This window comes from Geobacter sp. 60473 (assembly GCF_036323535.1).
In the GTDB taxonomy this organism is placed as follows: Bacteria; Desulfobacterota; Desulfuromonadia; order Geobacterales; family Geobacteraceae; genus Geobacter; species Geobacter sulfurreducens.
In genome coordinates, this window is the sequence record NZ_AP028967.1 from 51,225 (window position 1) to 74,486 (window position 23,262).

General features: G+C 61.8%; 17 protein-coding genes, 1 tRNA gene and 1 riboswitch. Of the genes, 13 read left to right on the forward strand and 5 right to left on the reverse strand.

Annotated elements, in window-relative coordinates; genetic code table 11:
• Positions 1-155: 155 nt before the first annotated feature.
• Positions 156-1,568, forward strand: a complete 1,413-nt coding sequence (locus AABA48_RS00285) for a sigma-54-dependent transcriptional regulator (RefSeq protein WP_286351598.1) — start codon at positions 156-158, stop codon at positions 1,566-1,568.
• Positions 1,569-1,665: 97 nt separating this feature from the next.
• Here AABA48_RS00285 and AABA48_RS00290 read toward each other — a convergent pair whose 3' ends face one another.
• The gene (locus AABA48_RS00290; protein ID WP_286351599.1) at positions 1,666-3,273 is read right to left on the reverse strand and encodes a sensor histidine kinase; all 1,608 of its coding nucleotides are present in this window, start codon (positions 3,271-3,273) and stop codon (positions 1,666-1,668) included.
• 212 nt (positions 3,274-3,485) lie between these two features.
• Between AABA48_RS00290 and AABA48_RS00295 the strand changes: the two genes are divergently transcribed.
• Both AABA48_RS00295 and AABA48_RS00300 read left to right on the forward strand, forming a co-directional pair.
• Entirely contained in the window at positions 3,486-7,037 is a 3,552-nt protein-coding gene (locus AABA48_RS00295; protein WP_434007045.1) for an alpha-amylase family glycosyl hydrolase, read from the forward strand.
• Positions 7,038-7,106: 69 nt separating this feature from the next.
• Positions 7,107-7,838 (forward strand): M90 family metallopeptidase, encoded by a 732-nt coding sequence (locus AABA48_RS00300; RefSeq protein ID WP_338270764.1) that lies wholly within the window; start codon positions 7,107-7,109, stop codon positions 7,836-7,838.
• Here AABA48_RS00300 and AABA48_RS00305 read toward each other — a convergent pair.
• From AABA48_RS00305 to thiD, 4 genes are all read right to left on the reverse strand, one after another.
• On the reverse strand, positions 7,808-8,764 hold the full coding sequence (locus AABA48_RS00305; protein ID WP_286351602.1) for a hypothetical protein: 957 nt from the start codon (positions 8,762-8,764) through the stop codon (positions 7,808-7,810). The genes AABA48_RS00300 and AABA48_RS00305 overlap by 31 nt on opposite strands.
• Before the next feature lie 263 nt (positions 8,765-9,027).
• Positions 9,028-9,103: transfer RNA gene (locus tag AABA48_RS00310), tRNA-Thr, on the reverse strand.
• Between the two features lie 146 nt (positions 9,104-9,249).
• Positions 9,250-10,560, reverse strand: a complete 1,311-nt coding sequence (gene thiC, locus AABA48_RS00315) for a phosphomethylpyrimidine synthase ThiC (protein WP_286351609.1) — start codon at positions 10,558-10,560, stop codon at positions 9,250-9,252.
• Between the two features lie 49 nt (positions 10,561-10,609).
• Positions 10,610-12,082 (reverse strand): bifunctional hydroxymethylpyrimidine kinase/phosphomethylpyrimidine kinase, encoded by a 1,473-nt coding sequence (thiD, locus tag AABA48_RS00320; protein ID WP_338270765.1) that lies wholly within the window; start codon positions 12,080-12,082, stop codon positions 10,610-10,612.
• Positions 12,083-12,148: 66 nt separating this feature from the next.
• Positions 12,149-12,250, reverse strand: a riboswitch (TPP riboswitch).
• A 122-nt stretch (positions 12,251-12,372) separates the two neighbouring features.
• Here thiD and alr point away from each other — a divergent pair.
• From alr to AABA48_RS00370, 10 genes are all read left to right on the forward strand, one after another.
• Positions 12,373-13,521 (forward strand): alanine racemase, encoded by a 1,149-nt coding sequence (gene alr, locus AABA48_RS00325; protein ID WP_286351611.1) that lies wholly within the window; start codon positions 12,373-12,375, stop codon positions 13,519-13,521.
• Between the two features lie 16 nt (positions 13,522-13,537).
• Positions 13,538-14,575, forward strand: coding sequence for a selenide, water dikinase SelD (selD, locus tag AABA48_RS00330; RefSeq protein WP_286351612.1), 1,038 nt, complete (start codon positions 13,538-13,540; stop codon positions 14,573-14,575).
• Entirely contained in the window at positions 14,562-15,842 is a 1,281-nt protein-coding gene (locus AABA48_RS00335; protein ID WP_286351613.1) for an ASKHA domain-containing protein, read from the forward strand. Before selD ends, AABA48_RS00335 begins: the two co-directional genes overlap by 14 nt.
• A 52-nt stretch (positions 15,843-15,894) precedes the next feature.
• Complete coding sequence (gene purH, locus AABA48_RS00340; protein ID WP_286351614.1) at positions 15,895-17,460, forward strand: bifunctional phosphoribosylaminoimidazolecarboxamide formyltransferase/IMP cyclohydrolase; 1,566 nt, start codon at positions 15,895-15,897, stop codon at positions 17,458-17,460.
• Positions 17,461-17,488: 28 nt separating this feature from the next.
• The gene (gene purD / locus AABA48_RS00345; RefSeq protein WP_338270767.1) at positions 17,489-18,760 is read left to right on the forward strand and encodes a phosphoribosylamine--glycine ligase; all 1,272 of its coding nucleotides are present in this window, start codon (positions 17,489-17,491) and stop codon (positions 18,758-18,760) included.
• A 14-nt stretch (positions 18,761-18,774) separates the two neighbouring features.
• A complete protein-coding gene (gene purE, locus AABA48_RS00350; protein WP_286351616.1) occupies positions 18,775-19,284 on the forward strand; it encodes a 5-(carboxyamino)imidazole ribonucleotide mutase in 510 nt (169 codons plus the stop codon).
• A gap of 132 nt (positions 19,285-19,416) precedes the next feature.
• Positions 19,417-19,692 carry a cytochrome c7 gene (locus AABA48_RS00355; protein WP_010941274.1) on the forward strand — a complete coding sequence of 92 codons (276 nt, stop codon included), beginning with the start codon at positions 19,417-19,419 and terminating at the stop codon, positions 19,690-19,692.
• A 198-nt stretch (positions 19,693-19,890) separates the two neighbouring features.
• Positions 19,891-21,255: a cytochrome c biogenesis protein ResB gene (locus AABA48_RS00360; RefSeq protein ID WP_286351617.1), complete on the forward strand. Its 1,365-nt coding sequence runs from the start codon at positions 19,891-19,893 to the stop codon at positions 21,253-21,255.
• A gap of 21 nt (positions 21,256-21,276) precedes the next feature.
• Entirely contained in the window at positions 21,277-22,128 is an 852-nt protein-coding gene (gene ccsB / locus AABA48_RS00365) for a c-type cytochrome biogenesis protein CcsB (protein ID WP_010941276.1), read from the forward strand.
• Between the two features lie 272 nt (positions 22,129-22,400).
• Positions 22,401-23,255 (forward strand): cytochrome c3 family protein, encoded by an 855-nt coding sequence (locus AABA48_RS00370; RefSeq protein ID WP_324309650.1) that lies wholly within the window; start codon positions 22,401-22,403, stop codon positions 23,253-23,255.
• Positions 23,256-23,262: the final 7 nt, after the last annotated feature.

Sequence of the window (23,262 nt, forward strand, 5' to 3'; positions counted from 1 at the left end):
TGAGTTTGACTTCCCCTCCTGATTGATGTAATTTAAAAACAACTAATATTTACCTTTATTTGTCAGGGGGTTAATCTGTCTGGAGCCATAGAGTTCAGTCGCTGTTCTCATGAATAAATGGGGTAGGGGCGGCAACGGAAAGGGGATGGTGGCGGATGGAAAACATTGATGTACTTGTAGTTGATGATGAAGCGATTATCCGGGAGGGGCTGCGGAGGATCCTCGAAAAGGAGGGTTACCACGTGGAGACCTCCGCCAGCGGACAGATTGCCCTGGAGAGACTGCAGGATGAGAACTACGGTCTGGTTATTACTGACCTTAAAATGCCCGGCATGAGCGGCATGGAAGTTCTCAAAGCCATCAAGGTCCTGCAGCCCGAAGTTCCCGTCATCATCATTACCGGATTCTCCACTGTCGATACCGCGGTCGAGGCTATGAAAAACGGAGCCTTCGACTATATCGCGAAACCTTTTACCCCTGACCAGATTACGGAGAAAGTGAGGAAAGCCCTCGAGCAGCGAGCAGTACTGCTCGAGAACATCTTTCTGAAAAAGGAGCTGGGCGAGCACCACGGTTTCGATATTTTCGTGGGAGAGAGCAAGGAGATGCAGAAGGTTTACCGCCGCATCATCCAGGTTGCTCCCACCGACAGCACCGTTCTCATTACCGGTGAAAGCGGCACCGGCAAAGAACTGGTGGCCCGGGCCGTCCACAACAACAGTCACCGTCGCGACAACCCCTTTGTGGCGGTGGACTGCACCTCCCTTGTTGAAAACCTTCTGGAAAGCGAGCTGTTCGGCCACGTCAAGGGCTCGTTCACCGGGGCCATCCAGACCAAAACCGGCTTGTTCAAGGTGGCCGACGGTGGCACGCTCTTTTTGGACGAAATCTCCAATATCAGTCTCACCACTCAGGCAAAACTGCTGCGGGTGCTGCAGGAGCGGGAGATTACCCCCATCGGCGGTACCCAGCCGATTCCCATCGACATCCGGCTCGTGGCCGCCACCAACAAGAATTTGCGCAGTCTCGTCTCCCAAGGGACTTTCCGGGAGGACCTCTTCTTCCGGCTCAACATCATTCCCATTGATCTACCGCCCCTACGGGAGCGCAAGGGGGATCTCCACCTCCTCATCGGGCACTTTCTTGCCACCTTTTCCGAGGAGATGGGGCGGGATATCCGCGGGCTCGCCCCTGATGCCCTGGCCCTTCTGGAAGACTATGCCTTCCCGGGCAACGTACGGGAGCTTGAGAACATCATCGAACGGGCCGTTGTCCTCGCAGAGGGGGACCTGATTCAGAAAGAAGACCTGGAGCTTCGCATCGCTACGGACAGCCAGGCCGGGGTTGGCGGCTATGTGCCCCAGAACGTGGAAGAGCTCAAGGAGACAAAGCGCCAGATACGGGAACGGGCCGTGGAGCCCATAGAGAAGGCGTTCGTGCTTCAGGCGCTCAAGCGCAACAACTGGAACATTACCAGGGCCGCCGAAGAGACGGGGATGTTGCGTCCCAATTTTCAGGCATTGCTCAAGAAGCTCCGGATTTCTGTTCGTAACCAGATGACGAACTGAACATCTCGGCGTACCGGCATAAATACAAAAAGGGGCACACGCGCAGGTGCCCCTTTTTGTATTTCAAGGTTGTCTTGATGTCCGTACCGCAGTCGGCTCAGGAGCTTTCCTGTCGCTGGCCGGCTGCTGCGGCTTCGAGGGGAGCCTCGTGGAGTAGGGGAAGGCGCACGGTGAACGTGGTCCCCGCTCCCAGGGTACTCTGCACATCGATCCTGCCGCCGTGCCCCTCGATGATCCCGTAAGAAACCGAAAGGCCCAGCCCCGTCCCCTTGGTTTCCTTGGTGGTAAAGAAGGGGTCGAATATCTTGCCGATTATTTCTTCGGGGATACCACAGCCTGTATCGGTAATTGCAACGCTGACCTCGTCATTCACGTGATCAAGCCCCGTCCTGATGCGTACTTCTCCCGAGCCGGCAATGGCGTGGCAGGCGTTTAGGAGGAGGTTGATGAATACCTGCTCAATCTGGTGGGGGTCAAGGAGCATTTCCGGTATGTCCGGGTTGTACTCTTTAACGACGGTGATGTCGTGGAAGCATGACTGGTGTACCACCAGGGTCAGTGTGGCATCCATGATGGCATTGATGGAAGAGGGTTTTTTCTGCGGGATCGACTCCCTTGAGAAATCGAGGAGCCCCTTGACGATTTTGGCACAGCGCTGGGTCTCCTTGACGATCAGGTCCAGGTCAGCCTTGAGCGATGGATCAAGTTTTTTGTCGCTGGCCATGAGCGACGCGAAGACCAGGATGCCGGTCAGGGGGTTGTTGATTTCGTGGGCAATGCCGGCCACCAGTTCTCCCAGGGAGGCAAGTTTTTCGGAATGGACGAGCTGGGCCTGAATGTTCTTGAGCTCCTGGGTCCGCTCCTCAACTTTTACCTCCAGGTTTTTGCCCCAATCCTCAAGCTCGCCATGAACCTTCTTGAGGTTGACGGTCATAGAGTTGAAGGCCGATGCCAAGTCTCCCAGCTCGTCATGGGACGACAGCGTCACCCGAGTATCCAGATCTCCTTCGCCAACCTGCTGGGTAAGCCTGACTAGCTGCCGTACCGGTCTGTTGACGAAGCGCTGGGTGAAAAAGGTCAGGCAGAGGGCGATGAGCGTGATCTGCAGCACCGTCAGCACGATTATCTCGTTGCGGTAGGCATAGACCTTCTGGTGCATGGGGTCGAGGGAGACGATAACGTCAAGGACTCCAAGGACTTTCGCCTCCTTCGGGTGATAGTGGCAGGGGGCGGTAAAGCAGCGTTCGTCGTTGTAGATGGCCTTTGCAAGGCCGAGAACCTGTTTTCCCTCCCTGTCGGTGAAGAGGCGGCTGCGGTTCATGGTGGTGGCATGGACCAGGGGCGAGGGCCCCGAATGGCACATGTTGCAAGCCTCGGCCTTTTTGTCCAGGAAATAGCCGATTTCCCTCTGGTCCGTCGAATGAGTCACCTGGCCGAACTTGTTGATCATTCTGATCCGCTGGGTGATTCCCTTCTGACTCCCCACCTCGTTGATGATCTGATAGGCGCGCTCGCGGTTGTCTTCGAGCATGTGGTAGTGGGTGGTGCGGATGATCGTTTCGCTGAGCTTGTCGGCGTCGGAAACCGCCTCTTCAAAGAGGAGTTTCTCCAGCTGCTCCACGTTGATATAGGCAAAGAGCCCCATGGTGACGAGGAGTACGAAGCTGGTGGCAATCGTGAATTTGGCGAGAAGGCTCAGGCGCACGGCAGCGGTTCCCGATTATCTGACGGAGTTGCTGTGAAGTGACTGTAAAAATTGTATTAACAGAAGATTAATGTGTGGGACATTAATAGTCAAGCTGCTTGTGACTCCGGGTCGGGAGTCTCCGGAGGTGACACCGGCGGGAATAGTATGTATGATGTGGAATGGTTGGCCTGAGCGGCAGGAAGAGCAACGAGGCGCTTCACGAGGTGGTAATGACCGGAACGAAACGTAGAGAACTCTATTTCCCCTTTGAACTGCACATGTCCGGCCGGGCGTGGCAACGTCTTGACCTGGAAACGGCAGCCAAGGGGCTTCCGCCATCAGGGGGGCGCATTCTGTTCCTGCGCCGGATCGCAGAGCGTCTTGATGTCGCTTCTGAAGCGAAGGGGCGGCAGGTCTCCGCCGGAGCCCTTAACCTCTATACGCTCTTGCTTCGGGCGTTGCGCGGCATGGTCGCCCTCTACGATGAAAAGGGACTGCCGGGAGCGCTTCTGTCGTCACTGGGAGCGGCCGGGGCCGTCTGCGGCGAAGATGCTGTCGAGGCGGTTGAGCGGAGCTTTGTGGGACTTTTCCCTCCTGCCGCGGTGCTTCTTGGCGGAGAGAGCCCCGATCGCTTTCTGGACGTTGCCGCATACCGCGATCAACGGCGTTGCCATGTGGCGACCGAGCTCCTGCTCCTGCGGGTGGCGTCGGAAAACCGTGCGATCGATACCTTCCGCCACCTGTTTGACGACGGCGAGCTGGCAGCCGTTTCTCCCTACCGACGCGTTATGGAGTCGGTCGAGGGCACGTTTGGAGCGTTTCCTCACGTGCCGGGACTCGGCCTGCCCCTTCCCGAACTGCTGCGTGCCCCCCTCAAGGCGGCTCCCGACTCCCTGACGGGGCAACTGTCATTTGTCCGGGAGCATTGGGGGGCCTTTCTGCCGTCCGAGCTCGTGGAGGATCTCGCCATCGCCTTTGGCATCCTTGAGGAAGAGACCCGCGCACACTGGGGAGGCGCCGGGCCCCCGCAGGTTCTCAGGTTCGGACCCGGGGCCGGGGCAGGGGCCGCCGGCCCTGACGACCACTATCCGGAGCCCGAGCGGTTCTCCCCCGACGTGGACTGGATGCCGAACGTGGTCCTCATTGCAAAGATGGTCTACGTGTGGCTCGGGCAGTTGTCCCGTTGGTACGGCCGCGAGATCACCCGCCTGGACCAGGTTCCCGACGCGGAACTCGACAAGCTGGCCGGTTGGGGCGTCACGGGACTTTGGCTCATCGGCATATGGGAGCGCTCCAGCGCCTCGCGCGCCATCAAGCACCGCTCCGGCAACGTCGACGCCATCGCGTCTGCGTATTCACTCTTCGACTATCGGATTGCCGACGACCTGGGAGGATGGGACGCGCTCCACGACCTGAAGGAACGGGCGTTGCGCCGCGGCATCCGCCTTGCCAGCGACATGGTCCCCAACCACACCGGCATCTACTCAAAGTGGATCGTGGAGCACCCTGACTGGTTCATCCAGCTCGACCACCCCCCCTATCCCACGTATCGCTTCACCGGTCCCGATCTCTCCGGCTCGCCGGAGGTGAGCGTTCACATCGAGGACGGCTACTGGGACCGCACCGACGCCGCCGTCGTCTTCAAGCTGTACGATCATCGGGATGGGGCCACCCGCTACGTTTACCACGGCAACGACGGCACGAGCACCCCCTGGAACGACACGGCCCAACTGGACTACCTCAAGCCGGAAGTGCGCGAGGCGGTGATCCGGACCATTCTCCATGTGGCCCACAACTTTCCCATTATCCGGTTCGACGCGGCCATGACCCTGGCCAAGCGCCACTACCAGCGCCTCTGGTTTCCCCAGCCGGGTCACAGCGGGGTCCCTTCCCGGGCCGAGCACGGCATGACCAGGGCCGCTTTTGATTCCGCTATGCCCGAGGAGTTCTGGCGTCAGGTGGTGGACCGGGTTGCCGCCGAAGCGCCCGATACCCTGCTGCTGGCCGAGGCTTTCTGGCTGATGGAGGGATACTTCGTCCGGACCCTCGGCATGCATCGGGTGTACAACAGCGCCTTCATGAACATGCTCAAGATGGAGGAGAACGCCAAGTACCGCCAGACCATCAAGAATGTACTGGCCTATGATCACCGTATTCTCCAGCGGTTCGTGAACTTCATGAACAACCCCGACGAGCGGACCGCCGTAGAGCAGTTCGGTAAGGAGGGAAAGTACTTCGGTGCCGCGGTGCTGCTGGTCACCATGCCGGGACTTCCCATGCTCGGCCACGGACAGGTTGAGGGATTCCACGAGAAGTACGGCATGGAGTACCGGCGCGCCTACTGGGACGAGCCGGTGGACGAGCATTTGGTGTCCGGACACGAACGGTGGATATTCCCGCTCATGCGCCGCCGTCCCCTTTTCTCCGGGTCGGGCAACTTCGTGCTCTATGACTTTTTCGTGAACGGAGCGGTAAACGAGGATGTGTTCGCCTACTCCAACCGCCGGGGAGACGATCGGGCGCTCGTTGTCTTTCACAACCGGTTTGCCGCCACTTCCGGCTGGGTCAGGAGTTCATGCGCCAAGGTCGCCAACCCCGAAACTGGCGACACTACGCCCGTTCAGATCGACTTGGGGACGGCCCTCGGCTTCTACGACGATGGCCGGCACTACTACGCGTTCCGCGACCACGCGGCGGGGCTCGAATACCTGCGAAACGGCCGCGAGCTTTGCAGGGAGGGGCTGTTCGTTTGCCTGGAGCCGTACGAGTTCCACGTGTTTCTCGATTTCAGAGAAATCCGTGATGACGATTTCGAAACCTGGGGGCACCTCTGCCATCGGTTGAATGGAGGCGGGGTGCCGAGCATCGACGAGGAGGTAAAGCTCGTTCGCCATGGGACGCTCGTGGCGCGTTTCATCGACCTCTGGGACGAACCAGCGGTGCTTGACGTCCTCTCCTCCCCCGGCAGGGTGACCGCGGCGTGCCGGAAGGTGACGGCGGCGTTCCGTGAGAAGCTCATGGCGTTCCTGACGGAGCTGGCCCGGGAGACAGGGGCGTCAGGCGAGGCGGAGGCCGTGGCTGACACGATCATGGCCCGGTTGGCTCTGCGGGTGAGTCCGGGCGCAGTCAGACCGGGAGAGATGGACGAGCATGGCCCCGGCACCTGTGCCGCTACCGGTGGCGCCTCGCTGGACCAATTGATCCGTGGTTGCCTCGCGGTTGTCGGCGAAGCGGGTCGACTTGCCGGCGCTGAAGGCTACCGCGCCCGTTCCGCTGAATGGTTTGTGGCCCTGGGGCTGCGACGCGCTCTGGCCGGCATCCTTTGCGCAGCAGGCGATAGCGGCGGCATTGAGGCGTCGCGCGCGGATTGGGCTGTCCTCCTGGTCGAAATGCTCCTGGATCTGGGAGAGGAGCGCCTCGACACCCCAGAGGAGCTGGACAGCTGCCTGGCGCGACTTTTTGCCGACCGCGGGGCAGCCCGTCTTCTCGGCGTCCACCGTAGCGGGGGTGTCGACTGGTTCGTTCAGGAGCTGTTCGAAACCCTGGTGGGGTGGATTCTGTCCCTCGCAGGCCGGGATGCCGCCGTTTCGAAACAACCGGGCGGGCATGCCGGCACCCCAGCGATGCGTGCTCGCGAGGCGGCGCGCCTGACGGCAATGGCGCGCACGGCCGGCTATCGGGTCGATCTCATGCGGGCGGCCCTGCTGGAGACGACGGAGCGCAACCGTCCTCGCTCCAGCAAGAAACCTGTTTCGGCGTCTAAGCCTCGTGGCAACCGGTGACGCGATGGCTTGTCTGTGTGGGTGGTGGCGGAGCTGATGGGCCTGTTTGCGCGATGGCGGAGAAAAAGGTTGCGGAGAGGCGGGTTCCCACCCCGGTGGCTGGAAATCGTTGAACGCAACGTGCCGTTCTACGGTCATCTTTGCGCAGACGACCGACAGGAGCTGTTGCGGCATGTGCAGGTATTCGTGGCAGAAAAGAGTTTCGAGGGCTGCGGCGGCATCAGGGTAACCGACGAGATAAAGGTCACTGTTGCCGCCCTTGCCTGCCTGCTCATTCTTCATCGACCCGGCGATTACTACCCCCACCTTTCATCGATCGTCATCTATCCCGATGAATACGTCGGCCAGCGGCAGCGCTGGGACGAGGGAGGGGTGGTCACCGAGGGGCCCGAGCCCCGGGTGGGCGAGTCATGGGAGTTGGGGACCGTTGTTCTTTCCTGGAAGGATGTGGTGCTGGACGCCCAGTCACCCGATGACGGGTTCAATGTGGTGTTCCATGAATTCGCCCACCAGCTTGATCACGAGGACCGGCTCACCGACTATGACGGCTTTCTGCCCAACGAACCCGAGCAGTCACCCTGGCGTGAAATCCTGGAACAGGAATACCGGCGCCTGATCGACGATGACGAAGCCGGCCGCTGGACGTTTCTCGACCCCTACGGGGCCGAAAGCCCTGCGGAATTTTTCGCAGTGGCGACCGAGAGTTTTTTCGAGATGCCCGGCGAGTTGAAGGCCCGTCATCCGGGGCTCTACAAATTGTTGCGTTCGTACTACCGCCAGGACCCCGCCGTCTGGGAATAACCCTCGTCGGGTGAAGTCTCCACCACCTCAATCTCTATGTAGTCCGAGAGGTTGGGGTCGCCGGCGCGGCGCAGGGTAACCTCGGTGGAGACAAGTTTCTTGTTGACGTAAGAGTACCCCGACAGAACGATGACCTGTGCCGATGTCTTGATGCCGAAAACCTCGGCGGGCGCCGGCATCCCCTCAACATCCCCGGCCACGATCACGGTCCGGTGAATCTCTTTGAGCTTCCGGTCGAAGAATTGTTCCACCTCCCGCAGTTCTCCCTTTACCGCGTAGAGCACGTTACGCCGCAGAGCCTCATTTTCGCGGATCTGAAACACGCGGGAGCCTGGAAATCGGCCGGTCCGCGGCTCAGGGGCGGGAATGTCGACGGCGGGAATGATTCGCTGTTTTTTCCATGAGGTGGCAAAACCGGTACTCACGGGGATGTGAAGCTCATAAACCGCCGCCGTAAGCGGAACAAGAGGTTTGTTGGTCTTGATGTCCCGGACCGTGCCGTCGGAGATTTCAATGGTATCCGGTTCGCCTTCCACCTTTCGCGTCATGGTGATTGCCGCGTCCAGGATGGTCCGATCCCATGCGAAGTCGCCATAGTAGGCGGCGCCGTAGATGCTGATACCCCGGGAAATCAGGCTTTCATTCAGTTTGCGCACGTTTCTGCTGGTAATTCCCCGGTCTGAAGTGATGGTCACGAGACGGCGGTCTCCCTCTGTGGTAACCGTAATATCCCGGTACTGGAACGAGGGGGAGAAGAGGGGGGCGAGCGTCCGTTCGGCCGGAGAGGCCTCGTGTGCCTCCACCGTCAGGTAATCCTGCGGGGGCGCCGAAACCATTGCCTGCACGGGTGCTGCAAGTAACAACGCGGTGCCTGCCGTTGCTGCCATGGCCTGTCTCGCGAAGAGAATGCATCTGTCCAAACGCACGGGGATCTCCTTTCGAGCTGGTTCGCTTCCGTCAATGACCCGCATAAAGAGATTCATCCCGCCAGGAAGGAAGACGAACGGTCCGTTTCTGATACTGCTGGAGGATGGGGTGGGCTGCGGATGGTGAGGAAGGTCTAATTATACATATCCGCTGCTCGATTTCCAGTAAAATGTTTGGCGGGGCGGCGCATCGGCATTGGCTGAGTCCGGGCCGGAAAGCGCAAATGGGGCTGCGGCGCGTGCCGTAGCCCCATTTGTATTACTGGAGCCACCGATCCGACTTGAACGGACGACCTGCTGATTACGAATCAGCTGCTCTACCGACTGAGCTACGGTGGCCTGTGCTGCTAACTGTGTTATGTCCCCGATCAGGCGGCTGCATTTCATCGGAAGCCGGCGGCCTGCCATGGAATGGAGCGTCTGCAATGAAGAGACATCAGTATTTAACCTAACTGGCGGATGGTGTCAATAAGTAATCCCGGTCGCTAGAGGGTTGCCGTCCGCTGTTTTTCCATGGCGTCGTCCATCACCTTGTAGGCGCAGAACTCGCCGCACATGGTGCAGGCGCCGTGCTCGGCCACGCCCGACTCGGCGCGCATGCGCCGGGCTTTTTCCGGGTCGAGGGCCTGTTCGAATTGCCCTTCCCAGTCCAGTTTCTTGCGGCATTTGGCCATGGCAATGTCCTTGGCCATGGCCCCCTTGACCCCTTTGGCGATATCGGCGGCATGGGCGGCGATGCGGGAGGCGATGACCCCCTCGCGGACGTCTTCCACGCTCGGCAGTCGCAGATGCTCGCTCGGCGTCACGTAGCAGAGGAAGTCGGCCCCGGCCGCCGCGGCGATGGCGCCGCCAATGGCGCAGGTGATGTGGTCGTAGCCGGGAGCGATATCGGTTACCAGCGGCCCGAGGACGTAGAAGGGAGCGCCGTGGCAGAGCCGCTTCTGGAGGAGAATGTTCGCTTCGATCTGGTTGAGGGGCACGTGCCCGGGGCCTTCGATCATGACCTGAACCCCCACGTCCTGGGCCCGCTGGGTCAGCTCGCCCAGAAGGATCAACTCGTGGATCTGGGCCCGGTCAGTGGCATCCGCGAGGCAGCCGGGGCGGAAGCCGTCCCCCAGCGACAGGGTCATGTCATATGCCTTGACGATGTCGAGCAGCCGGTCAAAGTGCTCGAAGAGAGGGTTTTCGGCGTTGTTGTAGGTCATCCACTCCACGGTGAAGGCGCCGCCGCGGGAGACCACGTCCATGATGCGTCCCTCGTTCTTCATGCGCTCGACCGTGGCGCGGGTCACGCCGCAGTGGACGGTGATGAAGTCGACCCCGTCCTCGGCATGCTTGATGATTCCCTCGAAGATATCGTCCACGGTCATGTCGACGATGGCCTTTTTCTTGGTTCTGACCGCATCGAGGGCCGCCTGGTAGAGGGGGACGCTGCCGATGCAGGCATTGGTCTCGGCGATGATCGCGCGGCGGATTTCGTCCACCGGTCCGCCGGTGGAAAGATCCATGATGGCGTCGGCGCCGTGGCGAACCGCCACCCGGGCCTTCTCAAGCTCCTTGGTGATATCCGTGTCGTCGGCGGAGGTGCCGATGTTCGCATTGACCTTGGTCCGCAGCCCTGTGCCCACGGCCAGGGGGCGGCCGTTGTGGTGCTTGTTGTTGTGGCAGATGATGATGGTCCCGTCGGCAATGCCCACCCTGATGAATTCGGGCGATACCCCTTCGGCCAGGGCGGCCTCTTTCATCTTGTCGGTGATGATACCGTTGCGGGCGTATTCCAGTTGCGTCATAGCCATGTGTCGATACTCCTTGGTCGTTATCCGGGTGATTTCTGCCGGTCCCCGATCACCGGTCCCTGACGTCCTCCGCGGCGAGGATATGGTTGACCGGTCCGTGTCCGCGTCCCAGGGGCTGGGCAAGGCGGATGGCAGCGGTGATGTAGCGTTTGGCCCGAGCGATCGCTTCGCGCAGGGGGTCGCCCTGGGCCAGATAGGCGGCAATGGCCGAGGAGAAGGTACAGCCGGTGCCGTGAGTGTTTTTCGAGAGGATTCGCGGTGAGGCGAAGCGGTGGAAGGCGGCCCCGTCGAAGAGGATGTCCACCGAGTCGCCGGCCAGCAGGTGGCCGCCCTTGATGAGAACGTTGCGCGCCCCCAGCCGGTGCAGGCGGCGGGCCGCCTCCCGCATCGACTCTTCGTCGGAGATGCTTGCGCCGGTGAGCCGCTCGGCCTCGGGTATGTTGGGGGTAACCAGGTAGGCGAGAGGAAAGAGCCGCTCCTTGAGCACGCTTACCGCTCCGCGGTCGATCAGATTCGCCCCCCCCTTGGCCACCATAACGGGATCGACCACTACCATTCGCCGCCGGTACTCGACAAGCTTCGAGGCGATGGCGGCGGTGGTTTCCGCCGAGAAGAGCATGCCGGTCTTGACCACATCCACGGGAATGTCGGAGAAGACCGCGTCGAGCTGGTCGGCAACGAACGCCGGCGGTACGCCGTGGATGCCGCTGACCCCCCGGGTGTTCTGGGCTGTCAGGGCCGTGAGGACCGACGAACCGTAGCTACCGAGCAGGGTGACGGTTTTCAGATCTGCCTGGATGCCCGCGCCCCCCCCCGAATCGCTGCCGGCCACGGTAAGGACGGAGCCGCGCGGAAGCGGTGCGCGCCGGTTGAAGAGCAGGGCTATCTCGGTGGCCGCCAGGGCCGGGTCGGGATGGGACAGGACTGCCGATATGACTGCCACGGCATCGGCACCGGCGTCGATGACGCTGGCGCCGTTATCGCGGGTAATGCCGCCGATGGCGACAATGGGGATGCTGATGGAGTTCCGGATGGCCGCAAGCAGCTCCGGTCCGGCCACATGCTCGACCTCCTTGCTCCGGGAGGGGAACATGGCGCCGAGACCGATGTAGTCCACTCCGGCCGCCTGGGCCTCCAGTGCTTCGCTCAGGGTGTGGGTGGACACGCCGATGATCTTGCCGGGACCGAGAACGCGTCGCGCTTCGCGGGGGTCGCCGTCCCCCTGGCCCAGGTGGAGACCGTCGGCCTTGAGGCTCACGGCCATCTCCAGATCGTCGTTCACGATGAAGAGGATGCTCCGCCTGCGGCACAGCTCCCGCAACTCAAGACCGAGGGCGAGCCGGCTCTCCCGGTCCTGATTCTTGTTGCGGTACTGGACCACCCGGGCGCCGCCGTCGATGGCCGCCTCAACGCGCGTGATGAGGTTGTCGTCGTGGTCGGTCACCAGGTAGAGCCCCCGGATGACCGAGTCGTGCTTGTCCCGGTTGATGACGAGCCGAAGCGTGTGACCGTTAGAGGCCATGGAAGGAAATCTCCTCAAAAAAAAACCGCGACGGCAAAATCGCGGTTCCAGAAAAGACGTACGGATGATTGTTTCTGGCCGCTTCCCTACGCCGGTATAAACCGGATCAGGTTCAAAGGGTTCGGGCGTGGCCCGTCTCAGTTCCCAGGAACTCCCCCAGCAGACTATGATGTAAACAAAGCTAAACGATAATCCCCCACAAGTCAACGGAATTAACATGGATTTGCCGGGCGTGAAGGCGCAGGTTTTCATCCTTTACAGGCGGGGTGAGAAGTGGTACCTAAAGGGGCATGGACAGCCGGCCCACCATTGCTGAAGTCGATCTCGCCGCCCTTCGCCACAACTACGACCTTGTCGTCCGTACGATTCCCCGGGGGTGCGGCATCCTGGCGGTAGTCAAGGCCGACGCCTACGGTCACGGTTTCATGGATATCGCCCGCGAGTTGGAGGCCATGGGCGTGACCGCCTTCGGCGTTGCCTTTCTGGCCGAGGGAATTCAACTGCGCAAGAGCGGCATCGATCGTCCCGTCCTGATCCTGGGAGGGGTTTATCCCGGCCAGGAACGCAAGTGTGTCGGGTTCAATCTGTCCACGGCCCTGTTCAGCCTGGAGCAGGCGCGGGTTCTGGACGATGCGGCCGGTCGCCTGTATCGCCGGGCCAGGGTCCATGCGAAGATCGATACCGGCATGGGGCGCCTCGGCATCCCCCACGAGGAGGCGTCGGCCTTTTTTCGCGCCCTGCGGGAGTTGAGGCACCTGGACCTGGAGGGGATCATCTCCCACTTCGCCTCCGCCGACGAACTCGACGAGGATGGTCGGCGCTACTCCGATCTCCAGGCGAGCCGGTTTGCCGCGGCGGTCGCGGCGGCCCGCCACGAGGGGTTCGAGCCGCGCTATGTCCATATCGCCAACAGCGCGGCAGCCTTCGGGATGGACCTACCGTTCTGCAACCTCGTCCGGCCCGGAATCGTCCTCTACGGCGCGCTCCCTTCCGGCGACTTCGAGGGGAAGATGGCGCTCAAGCCCATCATGCGCCTGCGTAGCTCCATCGCCATGCTCAAGTGGGTGGAACCGGGCACAAGCATCAGTTACGCCCGCCGCTTCACCGCCCCCGACCGGCGACTCGTGGCCAGTATTCCGGTCGGCTACGCCGACGGTTACAGCCGTTCTCTCACCAACCGCGGGGAGGTTGTCGTGCGCGGCCGGCGCGCTCCGGTCGTGGGCACCGTCTGCATGGACTGGATCATGGCCGACGTGACCCACGTCTCCGGCGTGACCGTTGGCGACGAGGTGACGCTCCTGGGGTGCGACCGGGAGGGAAACTGCGTCCGTGCCGAAGAACTTGCCGAGTGGGCCGGTACCATCCCCTACGAAATTTTCTGCGGCATCAGCAAGCGGGTGCCGCGCATCTACCTCAACCCGTCGATCAGGCACAGGTGAGAGAAGGGAAACTCCGATGACCGAAGGCATCAAGCTGACATCGCTCGTCAAAGCAGCCGGCTGAGCGGCAAAGCTGGGCCCGGCGGGCCTGGAACAAGCGCTGAGCGGCATGGTTCGGGACGGTGATCCGAATCTGCTGGTGGGGCCGGAAACCGCCGACGACGCGGGGGTGTACCGGATAGGGGAGGGGCTCGCCCTGGTGGAGACGGTGGATATCATCACCCCCCTGGTGGATGATCCCTACACCTTCGGCCGGATCGCGGCGGCCAATGCCCTGTCGGATGTCTTTGCCATGGGCGGGCGGCCGGTCACGGCCATGAACCTCGTCTTCTTCCCGGCGTGCGCGCTGCCGGGGTCGGTCCTTTCCGCCATTCTGGCCGGCGGGCACGACGCCCTGCGCGAGGCGGGGGCCTGTCTCGTGGGCGGCCATACGGTGGAGGACGACGAGCTCAAGTACGGCCTGGCCGTGACGGGACTCATCAGTCCGTCGCGCGTGGTGCGCAATGCCACTGCACGTGCCGGCGACCGGCTGGTGCTCACCAAGCCGCTCGGCACCGGCATCGTCTCGACGGCGATCAAGGCCGACATGGCACCGGCTGCGCTCACGGCCGAAGCCATCCGCTGGATGACCATGCTGAACGCCGAAGCCGCGGGGCTCATGCTCGAGTGCGGGGCCTCCGCCTGTACCGACGTGACCGGTTTCGGCCTGGTCGGACACGCCTGCGAGGTGGCTCGGGGGGCAGGAGTGACCCTGCGTCTTCACCTGGAACAGGTGCCGGTGCTGGACGGCGTCATGGGCCTGGTGGCCGACGGGCTCGTGCCGGCCGGCTGCTATCGCAACAGGGATCACTATGCACCCTTTGTCGGTGCGCCCCGCAGCGACGACGACCGGCTTCTTCCCCTCTTCGATCCCCAGACATCGGGGGGGCTCCTCCTGTCCTTGTCTCCGTCCTCCGCCGGCCGGTTCCTCGCTGCGGCCGGCGACCGGGGGCTGTTTGCCCTGGAGGTGGGGGAGGTCCTCCCCGCCGGGGAGTGCGCCGTTGACGTCGTCTGACTCCAACGTTGATCCAGGCCTCGGTATTGCCGTTGACCTGGGCACCACCACCCTTGCCGCTTCGCTGATCGATCTGTCCTCCGGAGAAAGGCTGGCGTCCGCCGGGGCCCTGAACCCCCAGCGGGAATTCGGCGCCGACGTGGTCTCGCGGCTCGATGCCGCCTGTCGTTCCGGTGAGGCGCTGCAACGCATGGCCGCGTTGGTCAGGGAGGAGTTGTACCGCCTCGCGGCCCGTCTGCTCGACAGCGCCGGCGAGGCACGGGATCGCCTGCGCATGGTGGCCGTGGCCGGCAACCCTGCCATGGAACACCTCCTGCTCGGGCTCCCCGTGGTCCGGCTGGCATACCCCCCCTACCGTCCGCTGTTCTCGACCTCCACGAATATTCCCGCGGCAGACCTGGGGTGGGACCTGTCCGGCCGGGTCGCGCTCTTCCCGCTGCCGGGCGGCTTTGTGGGCGGCGACATGGTAGCCTTCCTGTTCGGTGTTCCCGATGTGTGTGCCCCGTGCCCTGGTCCCCGTCTGTTTCTGGACATGGGAACCAATGGCGAGATGGTTCTCCAGTGCGGTGATGTGCTACTGGGCACGTCGGCCGCCGCCGGTCCCGCCTTCGAGGGGGGAGGGCTCGCCTGCGGCATGGCTGCCCTGCCGGGGGCCGTGAATGGCATCGTCCGGGATGGAGACCGCGTGCGCGTCACGACGATCGGAGGCGGCCAGCCCCTCGGTGTTTGCGGTTCTGCGGTGCTGGACACGGTTGCGCTCCTGCTGGAAGTGGGGCTTCTGGACTCCACCGGCCGCCTTCTGCCGCCGGAAGAGATCGCGTCACCCGTCGGCGCCCGCATGGGGACGGTGGGCGGGGAGCCAGCATTCATCCTTCATCGGGATGCGGCGCGGACCATCTATCTCTCCCAGGAAGATATCCGCCAGGTGCAGCTCGCCAAGGGGGCAATCCGCGCCGGCATGGAGGTCCTGTGCGAACGGGCCAGCATCCGGTGTGAGGATATTGAAGAGGTTGTTCTGACCGGCTCTTTCGGCGCGGTTCTCTCACCCCGGAGCCTAAAATTCATTGGAATTTTCACGGAAAAGATGGTACAAACGACCCGTTTCGTCCGGGAGGGTGCCCTGGCCGGTGTCGAAAGAGCACTGACCTCCCCGGAGGGGTTCGAGGCCGTTGATCGACTGGCCCGGGCGCTCCGGGTGATCCCCCTCTCGGGTACGCCTGCCTTTGAGAAACACTTTCTGAAGCACATCGACTTCCCGTCTCGCTAACATCCGCCACGGAGCTCCGTGGTGATCTCAGCTCATGTCAAAGGGGTAAACCATGGCAAAGATAACACGTGCGCTCATCAGCGTCTCGGACAAGACCGGCATCCTCGATTTCGCCCGGGAACTGGCCGGCTACGGCGTGGAGATCCTCTCCACCGGCGGTACCGCAAAGCTTCTCCGCGACGCGGGACTCGCGGTCAAGGACGTCTCCGATTTTACCGGCTTTCCGGAGATGCTCGACGGCCGGGTCAAGACGCTTCACCCCAAGGTCCACGGGGGCCTTCTGGGAATGCGCTCCAACCCAGACCATGTGGCAACCATGAAGGCGCACGGCATCGAGCCCATCGACCTGGTGGTGGTGAACCTCTACCCCTTCGAGGCCACCGTGGCCAAGCCCGACTGCACCCTGGAAGATGCCATCGAGAACATCGATATCGGCGGTCCCACCATGCTCCGCTCCGCGGCCAAGAACAACGCCGACGTGACCGTGCTCGTGGATCCGGTGGACTATCGGCCGGTTCTCGATGAGATGAAGGCATCCGGCGGCGCCGTGTCCCGGGAGACCAACTTCCGCCTGGCGGTGAAAGTCTACCAGCACACCGCAGCCTATGACGGCGCCATTTCCAACTGGCTCGGCGCCCGGACCGGCGAAGGGGTCGCCGCCTATCCCGACACCGTCACGCTTCAGTTCAGAAAGGCCCAGGAGATGCGCTACGGCGAGAACCCCCATCAGGGGGCCGCCTTTTATGTTGAGCGCCAGGTGAAGGAGGCGTCCGTTGCCACTTCCCGCCAGCTCCAGGGCAAGGAGCTTTCCTACAACAACATCGCCGATACCGACGCTGCCCTGGAGTGCGTGAAGCAGTTCGCCGAAGGCCCCGCCTGCGTCATCGTGAAGCATGCCAACCCCTGCGGCGTGGCCGTGGGCGGGACGCTGCTGGAGGCCTACGACCGGGCCTATGCCACCGACCCCGAATCGGCCTTCGGGGGCATCATCGCCTTTAACCGGGAACTGGACGCCGACACGGCGCGGGCAATCTGCGACCGCCAGTTCGTGGAGGTCATCATCGCTCCCACAGTCACGCCGGAGGCCACGGAAGTTGTTGCCGCCAAGAAGAACGTGCGTCTCCTGGAGTGCGGCACCTGGCCGGAGAAGCAGCAGCCGCGCCTCGATCTGAAGCGGGTGAATGGCGGCATCCTGGTGCAGGATACCGATCTCGACCTGTACGCCGAGCTGAAGGTCGTGACCACGCGGCAGCCCACCGAGCAGGAAATGAAGGACCTGCTCTTTGCCTGGCGCGTGGCCAAGTTCGTCAAGTCCAACGCCATTGTCTACGGCAAGGGCAATATGACCATCGGCGTGGGGGCCGGCCAGATGAGCCGGGTCAACTCCGCCCGCATCGCCGCCATCAAGGCCGAGCACGCGGGGCTCGAGGTGAAGGGGGCCGTCATGGCGTCCGACGCCTTTTTCCCTTTCCGCGACGGCATCGACAACGCGGCTGCCGTGGGCATCACCGCGGTGATCCAGCCGGGCGGCAGCATGCGCGACGCCGAGGTGATCGCCGCCGCCGACGAGCACGGCATGGCGATGGTATTCACCGGCATGCGGCATTTCAGGCACTGAGACACGGAACGATCACGGGGAGGAACCCATGAAGGTATTGGTAATCGGAGGCGGCGGGCGGGAGCATGCCCTGGTCTGGAAAATCGCCCAGTCACCCCTGGTAAGCAAGGTGTACTGCGCGCCGGGCAACCCCGGCATCGGCCTTATCGCCGAGAACGTGTCCCTGGCGGTGGATGACCTGGACGGGCTCGCCGCCTTTGCGACGGAACAGTCTATCGACCTCACCGTGGTGGGGCCGGAACTACCTCTTTCCCTCGGCATCGTTGACCGGTTCGAGGAAAAGGGGCTGCTGATCTTCGGCGCCCGCCGGAATGCCGCCATCATCGAAGCGAGCAAGGCGTTTTCGAAAGACCTGATGAAAAAGTATCAGGTACCCACCGCCGCCTATGACGTCTTTACCGAGGTGGAGCCGGCCGTGGCTTTCATCGACCGGGTAGGGGTGCCCATCGTCGTCAAGGCGGACGGGCTGGCCGCCGGCAAAGGGGTTATCATCGCCCATACCCGTGAGGAAGCCGTTGGCGCCGTGACGGACATGCTGTCGGGCAACGCCTTCGGCGATGCCGGTTCGCGGGTGGTCATCGAAGAGTTTCTCACCGGGGAGGAGGCATCGTTTCTCGCCTTCACCGACGGCAAGAACATCATTCCCCTGGCCAGCGCCCAGGACCACAAGGCGGTCTTTGACGGCGACACGGGACCCAATACCGGCGGCATGGGCGCCTATTCACCCGCGCCGGTAGTCACCCCTGCCATTCATGATAAGGTCATGGCCGAGGTGATGCGCCGGACCGTGGACGGCATGGCTGCCGAGGGGCGTCCTTATCGCGGGGTGCTGTATGCCGGTCTCATGATCAACGGTGACCAGGTGAAAACCCTCGAGTTCAACGCGCGCTTCGGCGACCCAGAGTGCCAGCCGCTGCTCATGCGGATGAAGTCGGACATCGTGCCCGTGCTCCTTGCGGTTGCCCGTGGCGACCTGTCGGGCATTGAGCTCGAATGGCATGACATGGCTGCCGTCTGTGTCGTCATGGCTTCCGGGGGGTATCCCGCCGATTACCGCAAGGGAGACGAGATCCGGGGGCTGGAGGATGCGGCTCGCATGGAGGATCTGTTCGTGTTCCACGCCGGCACATCCCGGAAAAACGGCCGTATCGTCACCAGCGGGGGGCGGGTGCTTGGGGTTACTGCCCTTGGCGCTACGGTGGGTGAGGCCATTGATCGCGCCTACCGGGGCGTTGCGGCAATCTCATGGGACGGCGTCCACTACCGCACAGACATCGGCGCCAAGGCGCTCACACGTTGACAGGGGAGGTCGCGATGGAAAACCCGCAGGTACTCATCATTATGGGAAGTGATTCGGACGTTCCCGTCATGGAAGAAGCGGCAAAGGCCCTTGATGCCTTCGGCGTGACCTGGGAAATGCGAGTGGCGTCGGCCCACCGTTCGCCGAAAAAAGCGGCAGATCTCGCCTCGAACGCGGCCGCGCGCGGCGTGAAGGCGATCATCGCCGGTGCCGGCGTGGCTGCCCACCTTGCGGGGGTTCTTGCCGCCGAGACGATCCTGCCGGTTATCGCGGTGCCAATGCCGGGAGGGGCGCTCAACGGCGTTGATGCCCTGTACTCCATGGTGCAGATGCCTGGCGGAATTCCGGTGGCCACCATGGCTATCGGCAAGGCGGGAGCCAAAAATGCCGGGCTGTTCGCGGTGCAGATTCTGGCCCTCGGCGATGCCGCCATGGCCGGCAGACTCGTGGAATACAAGGCGAGTATGGCGGAAGAGGTGGAGGCCAAGGATCGGGACCTTCAGGTCAAGTTGGGCCGCGCGTAGCCGGACTAGATTAACTTGCTGTAATCGTGCGGGTTTGACGCGGCTTCCGGCAGCTTTCCACTTGACAAAATCTGCATGTGCTGTATAAAAGGTTGCGTTTTCATCAACCTGTTAGAAAGGGGTAAGAATCACATGAAAAAGGTTATTGCTTCTCTCGCGCTGTCCGTATTCTGCGCCGGCCTCGCCTTTGCCGCCGACGACATCGTCCTCAAGGCCAAGAACGGTGATGTGAAGTTCCCGCACAAGGCCCACCAGAAGGCTGTTCCCGACTGTAAGAAGTGCCACGAGAAAGGCCCGGGCAAGATCGAGGGCTTCGGCAAAGAGATGGCTCACGGCAAGGGCTGCAAGGGTTGCCACGAAGAAATGAAGAAGGGGCCGACGAAGTGCGGCGAGTGCCACAAGAAGTAATGATGATTTAACGTTACTTCACTGAGGTGCACCGAAGGGATAACAGAACTTACTGTTATCCCTTTTTCTTGACCGCCAAAATAATTAAATTAAATTAACTGTTTGTTTTTTCCGGATATTTTTGTTTATAATCGTCTCTGCCCTGGTCGGGGATCTGGCATTGACGACCATAATCCTAAACATTGCGGGAGCGTTACCTTGACAACCAGCGATCGCGGCTTCTTGCAGGCACTGTGGGATTTCTTCTGTTCCCTCAAGTTGGCAATCTTCCTTCTCATTCTTCTGGCGGCAACGTCCATCATCGGTACGGTCATTCCGCAGCAGAATCCGCTCCCCCCCGAGTATATCGCGGCCATAGGCGGCACGGGAAGCATGAAGTTCAAGGTCTACTCGACCCTTGGCTTCTTTGATATGTACCACTCCTGGTGGTTCATTCTCCTGCTCTATCTGTTCACGGTCAACATCGTAGCCTGTTCCATCAAGCGGCTGCCCCGGGTATGGAAAACCATTTCCGAGCCGACGCTCGTCATGGACGAGGGCTTTGAGCGGACCCTGACGCTCACCCATGACTTCAAGAAAGAGGGTGATGCGGCTGACCTGAACGAGAAGATGAAGGTGTTCCTCAAGAGCGAGTTCGCCGAGCCGGTGGTGACCGAGCGGGATGGAGAATTCCACCTCTTCGCCCAGAAGTCGCCGTACAGCAGGCTGGGTGTTTATGTGGTGCACCTGAGCATCGTCATCATATTCATCGGTGCCCTGCTTGGATCGTTCTTCGGGTACAAGGCCTATGTGAATATCGTGGAAGGCTCGGGAGCCTCTACGGTCATGTCTCGCAAGGGCGTGCCGATTGATCTCGGCTTTACGGTCAAGTGTGAGGATTTTTCGGTTTCGTTTTACGACACCGGGGCACCCAAAGAATTCAAGAGTCTCCTCACCGTCATCGACGGCGGCAAGGTGGTTATCGACAAACGCCCTATCATCGTGAACGATCCCCTGACCTACAAAGGAATCACCTTCTATCAGTCGAGCTACGGGCCTGCGGATGAAGGCGGCCTCTATCACCTCACCGTGCGCGAGCGCAAGGGAGGGGCTCCCGTACGGCTTTCTCTGTCCATGGGAGAGCGGAAGGTTCTGCCCGACGGCACCGCAGTCCAACTCCTGGAGGGTACTGACGAGATCGGGCGCTTCATTCCCCAGTTCCGGGGCCCGGCGGTACGGGTCGCTGTGGAGCCCAAAAGCGGCGAGCCCCAGGCGTTCATCGTGTTCCAGAACTATCCGGAATTCGACGTCCAGCGTGGAGCGGACCATATCTTCACGTATGAAGGGGCGGATCTCAAGATGTTTACCGGACTTCAGGTCGCCAAAGACCCGGGTGTCTGGGTAGTGTGGCTGGGATGCACCCTGATGGTGGTTGGCTGCTGCATGGCGTTCTTCATGTCCCACAAGCGGATATGGATACGGGTTCGCAAGGGGCATGTGACCCTCGGCGGCACCGCCAACAAGAACCAGCCGGGATTCCAACTCGCCTTCGACACCCTTGTCGATAAACTGAAAACTCTGTAAGTACGGGCGGAGGATTGACTAATGACCAGTTCCATGCTGTTCAACATCACGACGTTCACCTACCTGGTCTCCATGCTCGCTTTTTTTGCCTTCCTGGCGAGCAGGAACCGTCACCTGGGGATGGCGGGGAGTCTCATCTCCTATTTTGGCTTCTTCGTCCACACGGCTGCCATTCTGCTCCGCTGGAAGGAGTCCTATGACATCGGGCACGGCCACGCTCCCCTGTCGAATCTCTACGAGTCGGTGGTTTTCTTTGCCTGGACCATCGTTCTCATCTTCGGCATCATTGACCTGAAGTACAAGTATCGGGTCGTGGGCGCGTTCGTCATGCCCTTTGCGCTCCTCGGCATGGCCTGGGCCCAGTTGACGCTCAACAGCGGCATCGAGCCTCTTGTCCCGGCGCTCCAGAGCAACTGGCTGCTCTATCACGTCGTCACCTGCTTCCTGGGGTATGCCGCCTTTGCCGTTGCCTGCGGCATCTCCATCATGTATCTGATCAAGGCGGGGAAAGAGGACTCATCCCAATCGGCACAGGCTGGCGGAATCATCTCGATGTTTCCCCCTACGAAGATCCTTGATGATCTCAACTACAAGGCGATCATGATCGGGTTCCCGCTGCTCACGCTCGGTATCATCACCGGCGCAGCATGGGCCAACTACGCCTGGGGCACCTACTGGAGCTGGGACCCGAAAGAGACCTGGTCGCTGATCGTCTGGTTCGTCTATGCCGCATTCCTGCATGCCCGCTTTACCCGCGGGTGGGTCGGGAAGCGCGCCGCCATCCTTTCCATTGTCGGATTCGCGGCCACTATCTTCTGCTACCTCGGTGTGAACCTTCTTCTCTCCGGTCTCCACAGTTACGGAGGAGGGTAGGCCCTCTGTTGGCAATGCTCTTGCATCATGTGCAGGGCATGCCTGACAATTTCTCCCGACATCCCCTCATCGCTTCGGCGCCCGCATGGGCGCCGAAGTTCGTGCGTTCCGCCATGAAAGCGTTGCTGGCCGGCAGTGTTTGTCGCCTTCTGGCCGTTTCCCTCGTTATGTCAGCCACTTCCCTTTGGTCGGCGCCTATACCCGGCATCCCTGACGGATGCGCCACGCGTTGTCACAGGAGCAAGGCCCGCGATGGCGTAGTGCATGGGCCGGTGGCCTCCGATGATTGCATCGCCTGTCACAATCCCGTCGGCGCGGCGGTCCACCCCAAGCAGCAGGGGGCGTTCCGGCCCGTGGCGAAAGGTGCTGCCCTCTGCCAGACCTGCCATGAAAGCATGGCATCGAAGAGGGTGGTTCATCCCCCGGTTGGCGGAGGAGAGTGCCTCTCCTGCCATGACCCTCACCAGTCGGCCAATCCGTCACTTCTCAAGGCGCGCGGTGCTGCGCTCTGCTTCGGTTGCCACGATGCCGCTGCCTTTTCCGTCCGCCATGGCCATCTGCCCGTCACCACCGGCGAATGCCTGAAGTGCCACGACCCCCATCAGTCAGACTCCCCGAGGCTTCTCCGCGGGAGCGGGGCGGCTCTTTGTTTCCGGTGCCATGACGAAAAAATGGCAGCGGGCCGGTCAATTCACCAACCCGTGGCGCGGGGAGAGTGCTGCGACTGTCATGACCCGCACGGGTCCTCCTTCCCGAAGCTTCTGCGGAATGCCTATCCCGAGGCGCTGTACCTGAGCTACGAGCAGAATGACTTTGCCCTCTGTTTCACGTGCCACTCCCGCCAGATGGCCGACGACCGCCGCACGGATACCCTCACCGGCTTCCGCAACGGTGACTATAATCTGCACTATCTGCACATCAACAAGCCCGACAAGGGGCGTTCGTGCAAGACCTGCCACGACGCCCATGCGGCGCCGCAGCAGCGGCTTGTCAAAGAGCGGATTCCCGGCTTCGGCAGTTGGGACATACCCATCCGATACACAAAGACGGATACCGGCGGCACCTGCGTTGTGGGGTGCCACAAGCCGAAATCCTACGACAGGCTCCGCGCGGTGAGCAACCCGTAGCGGCTGG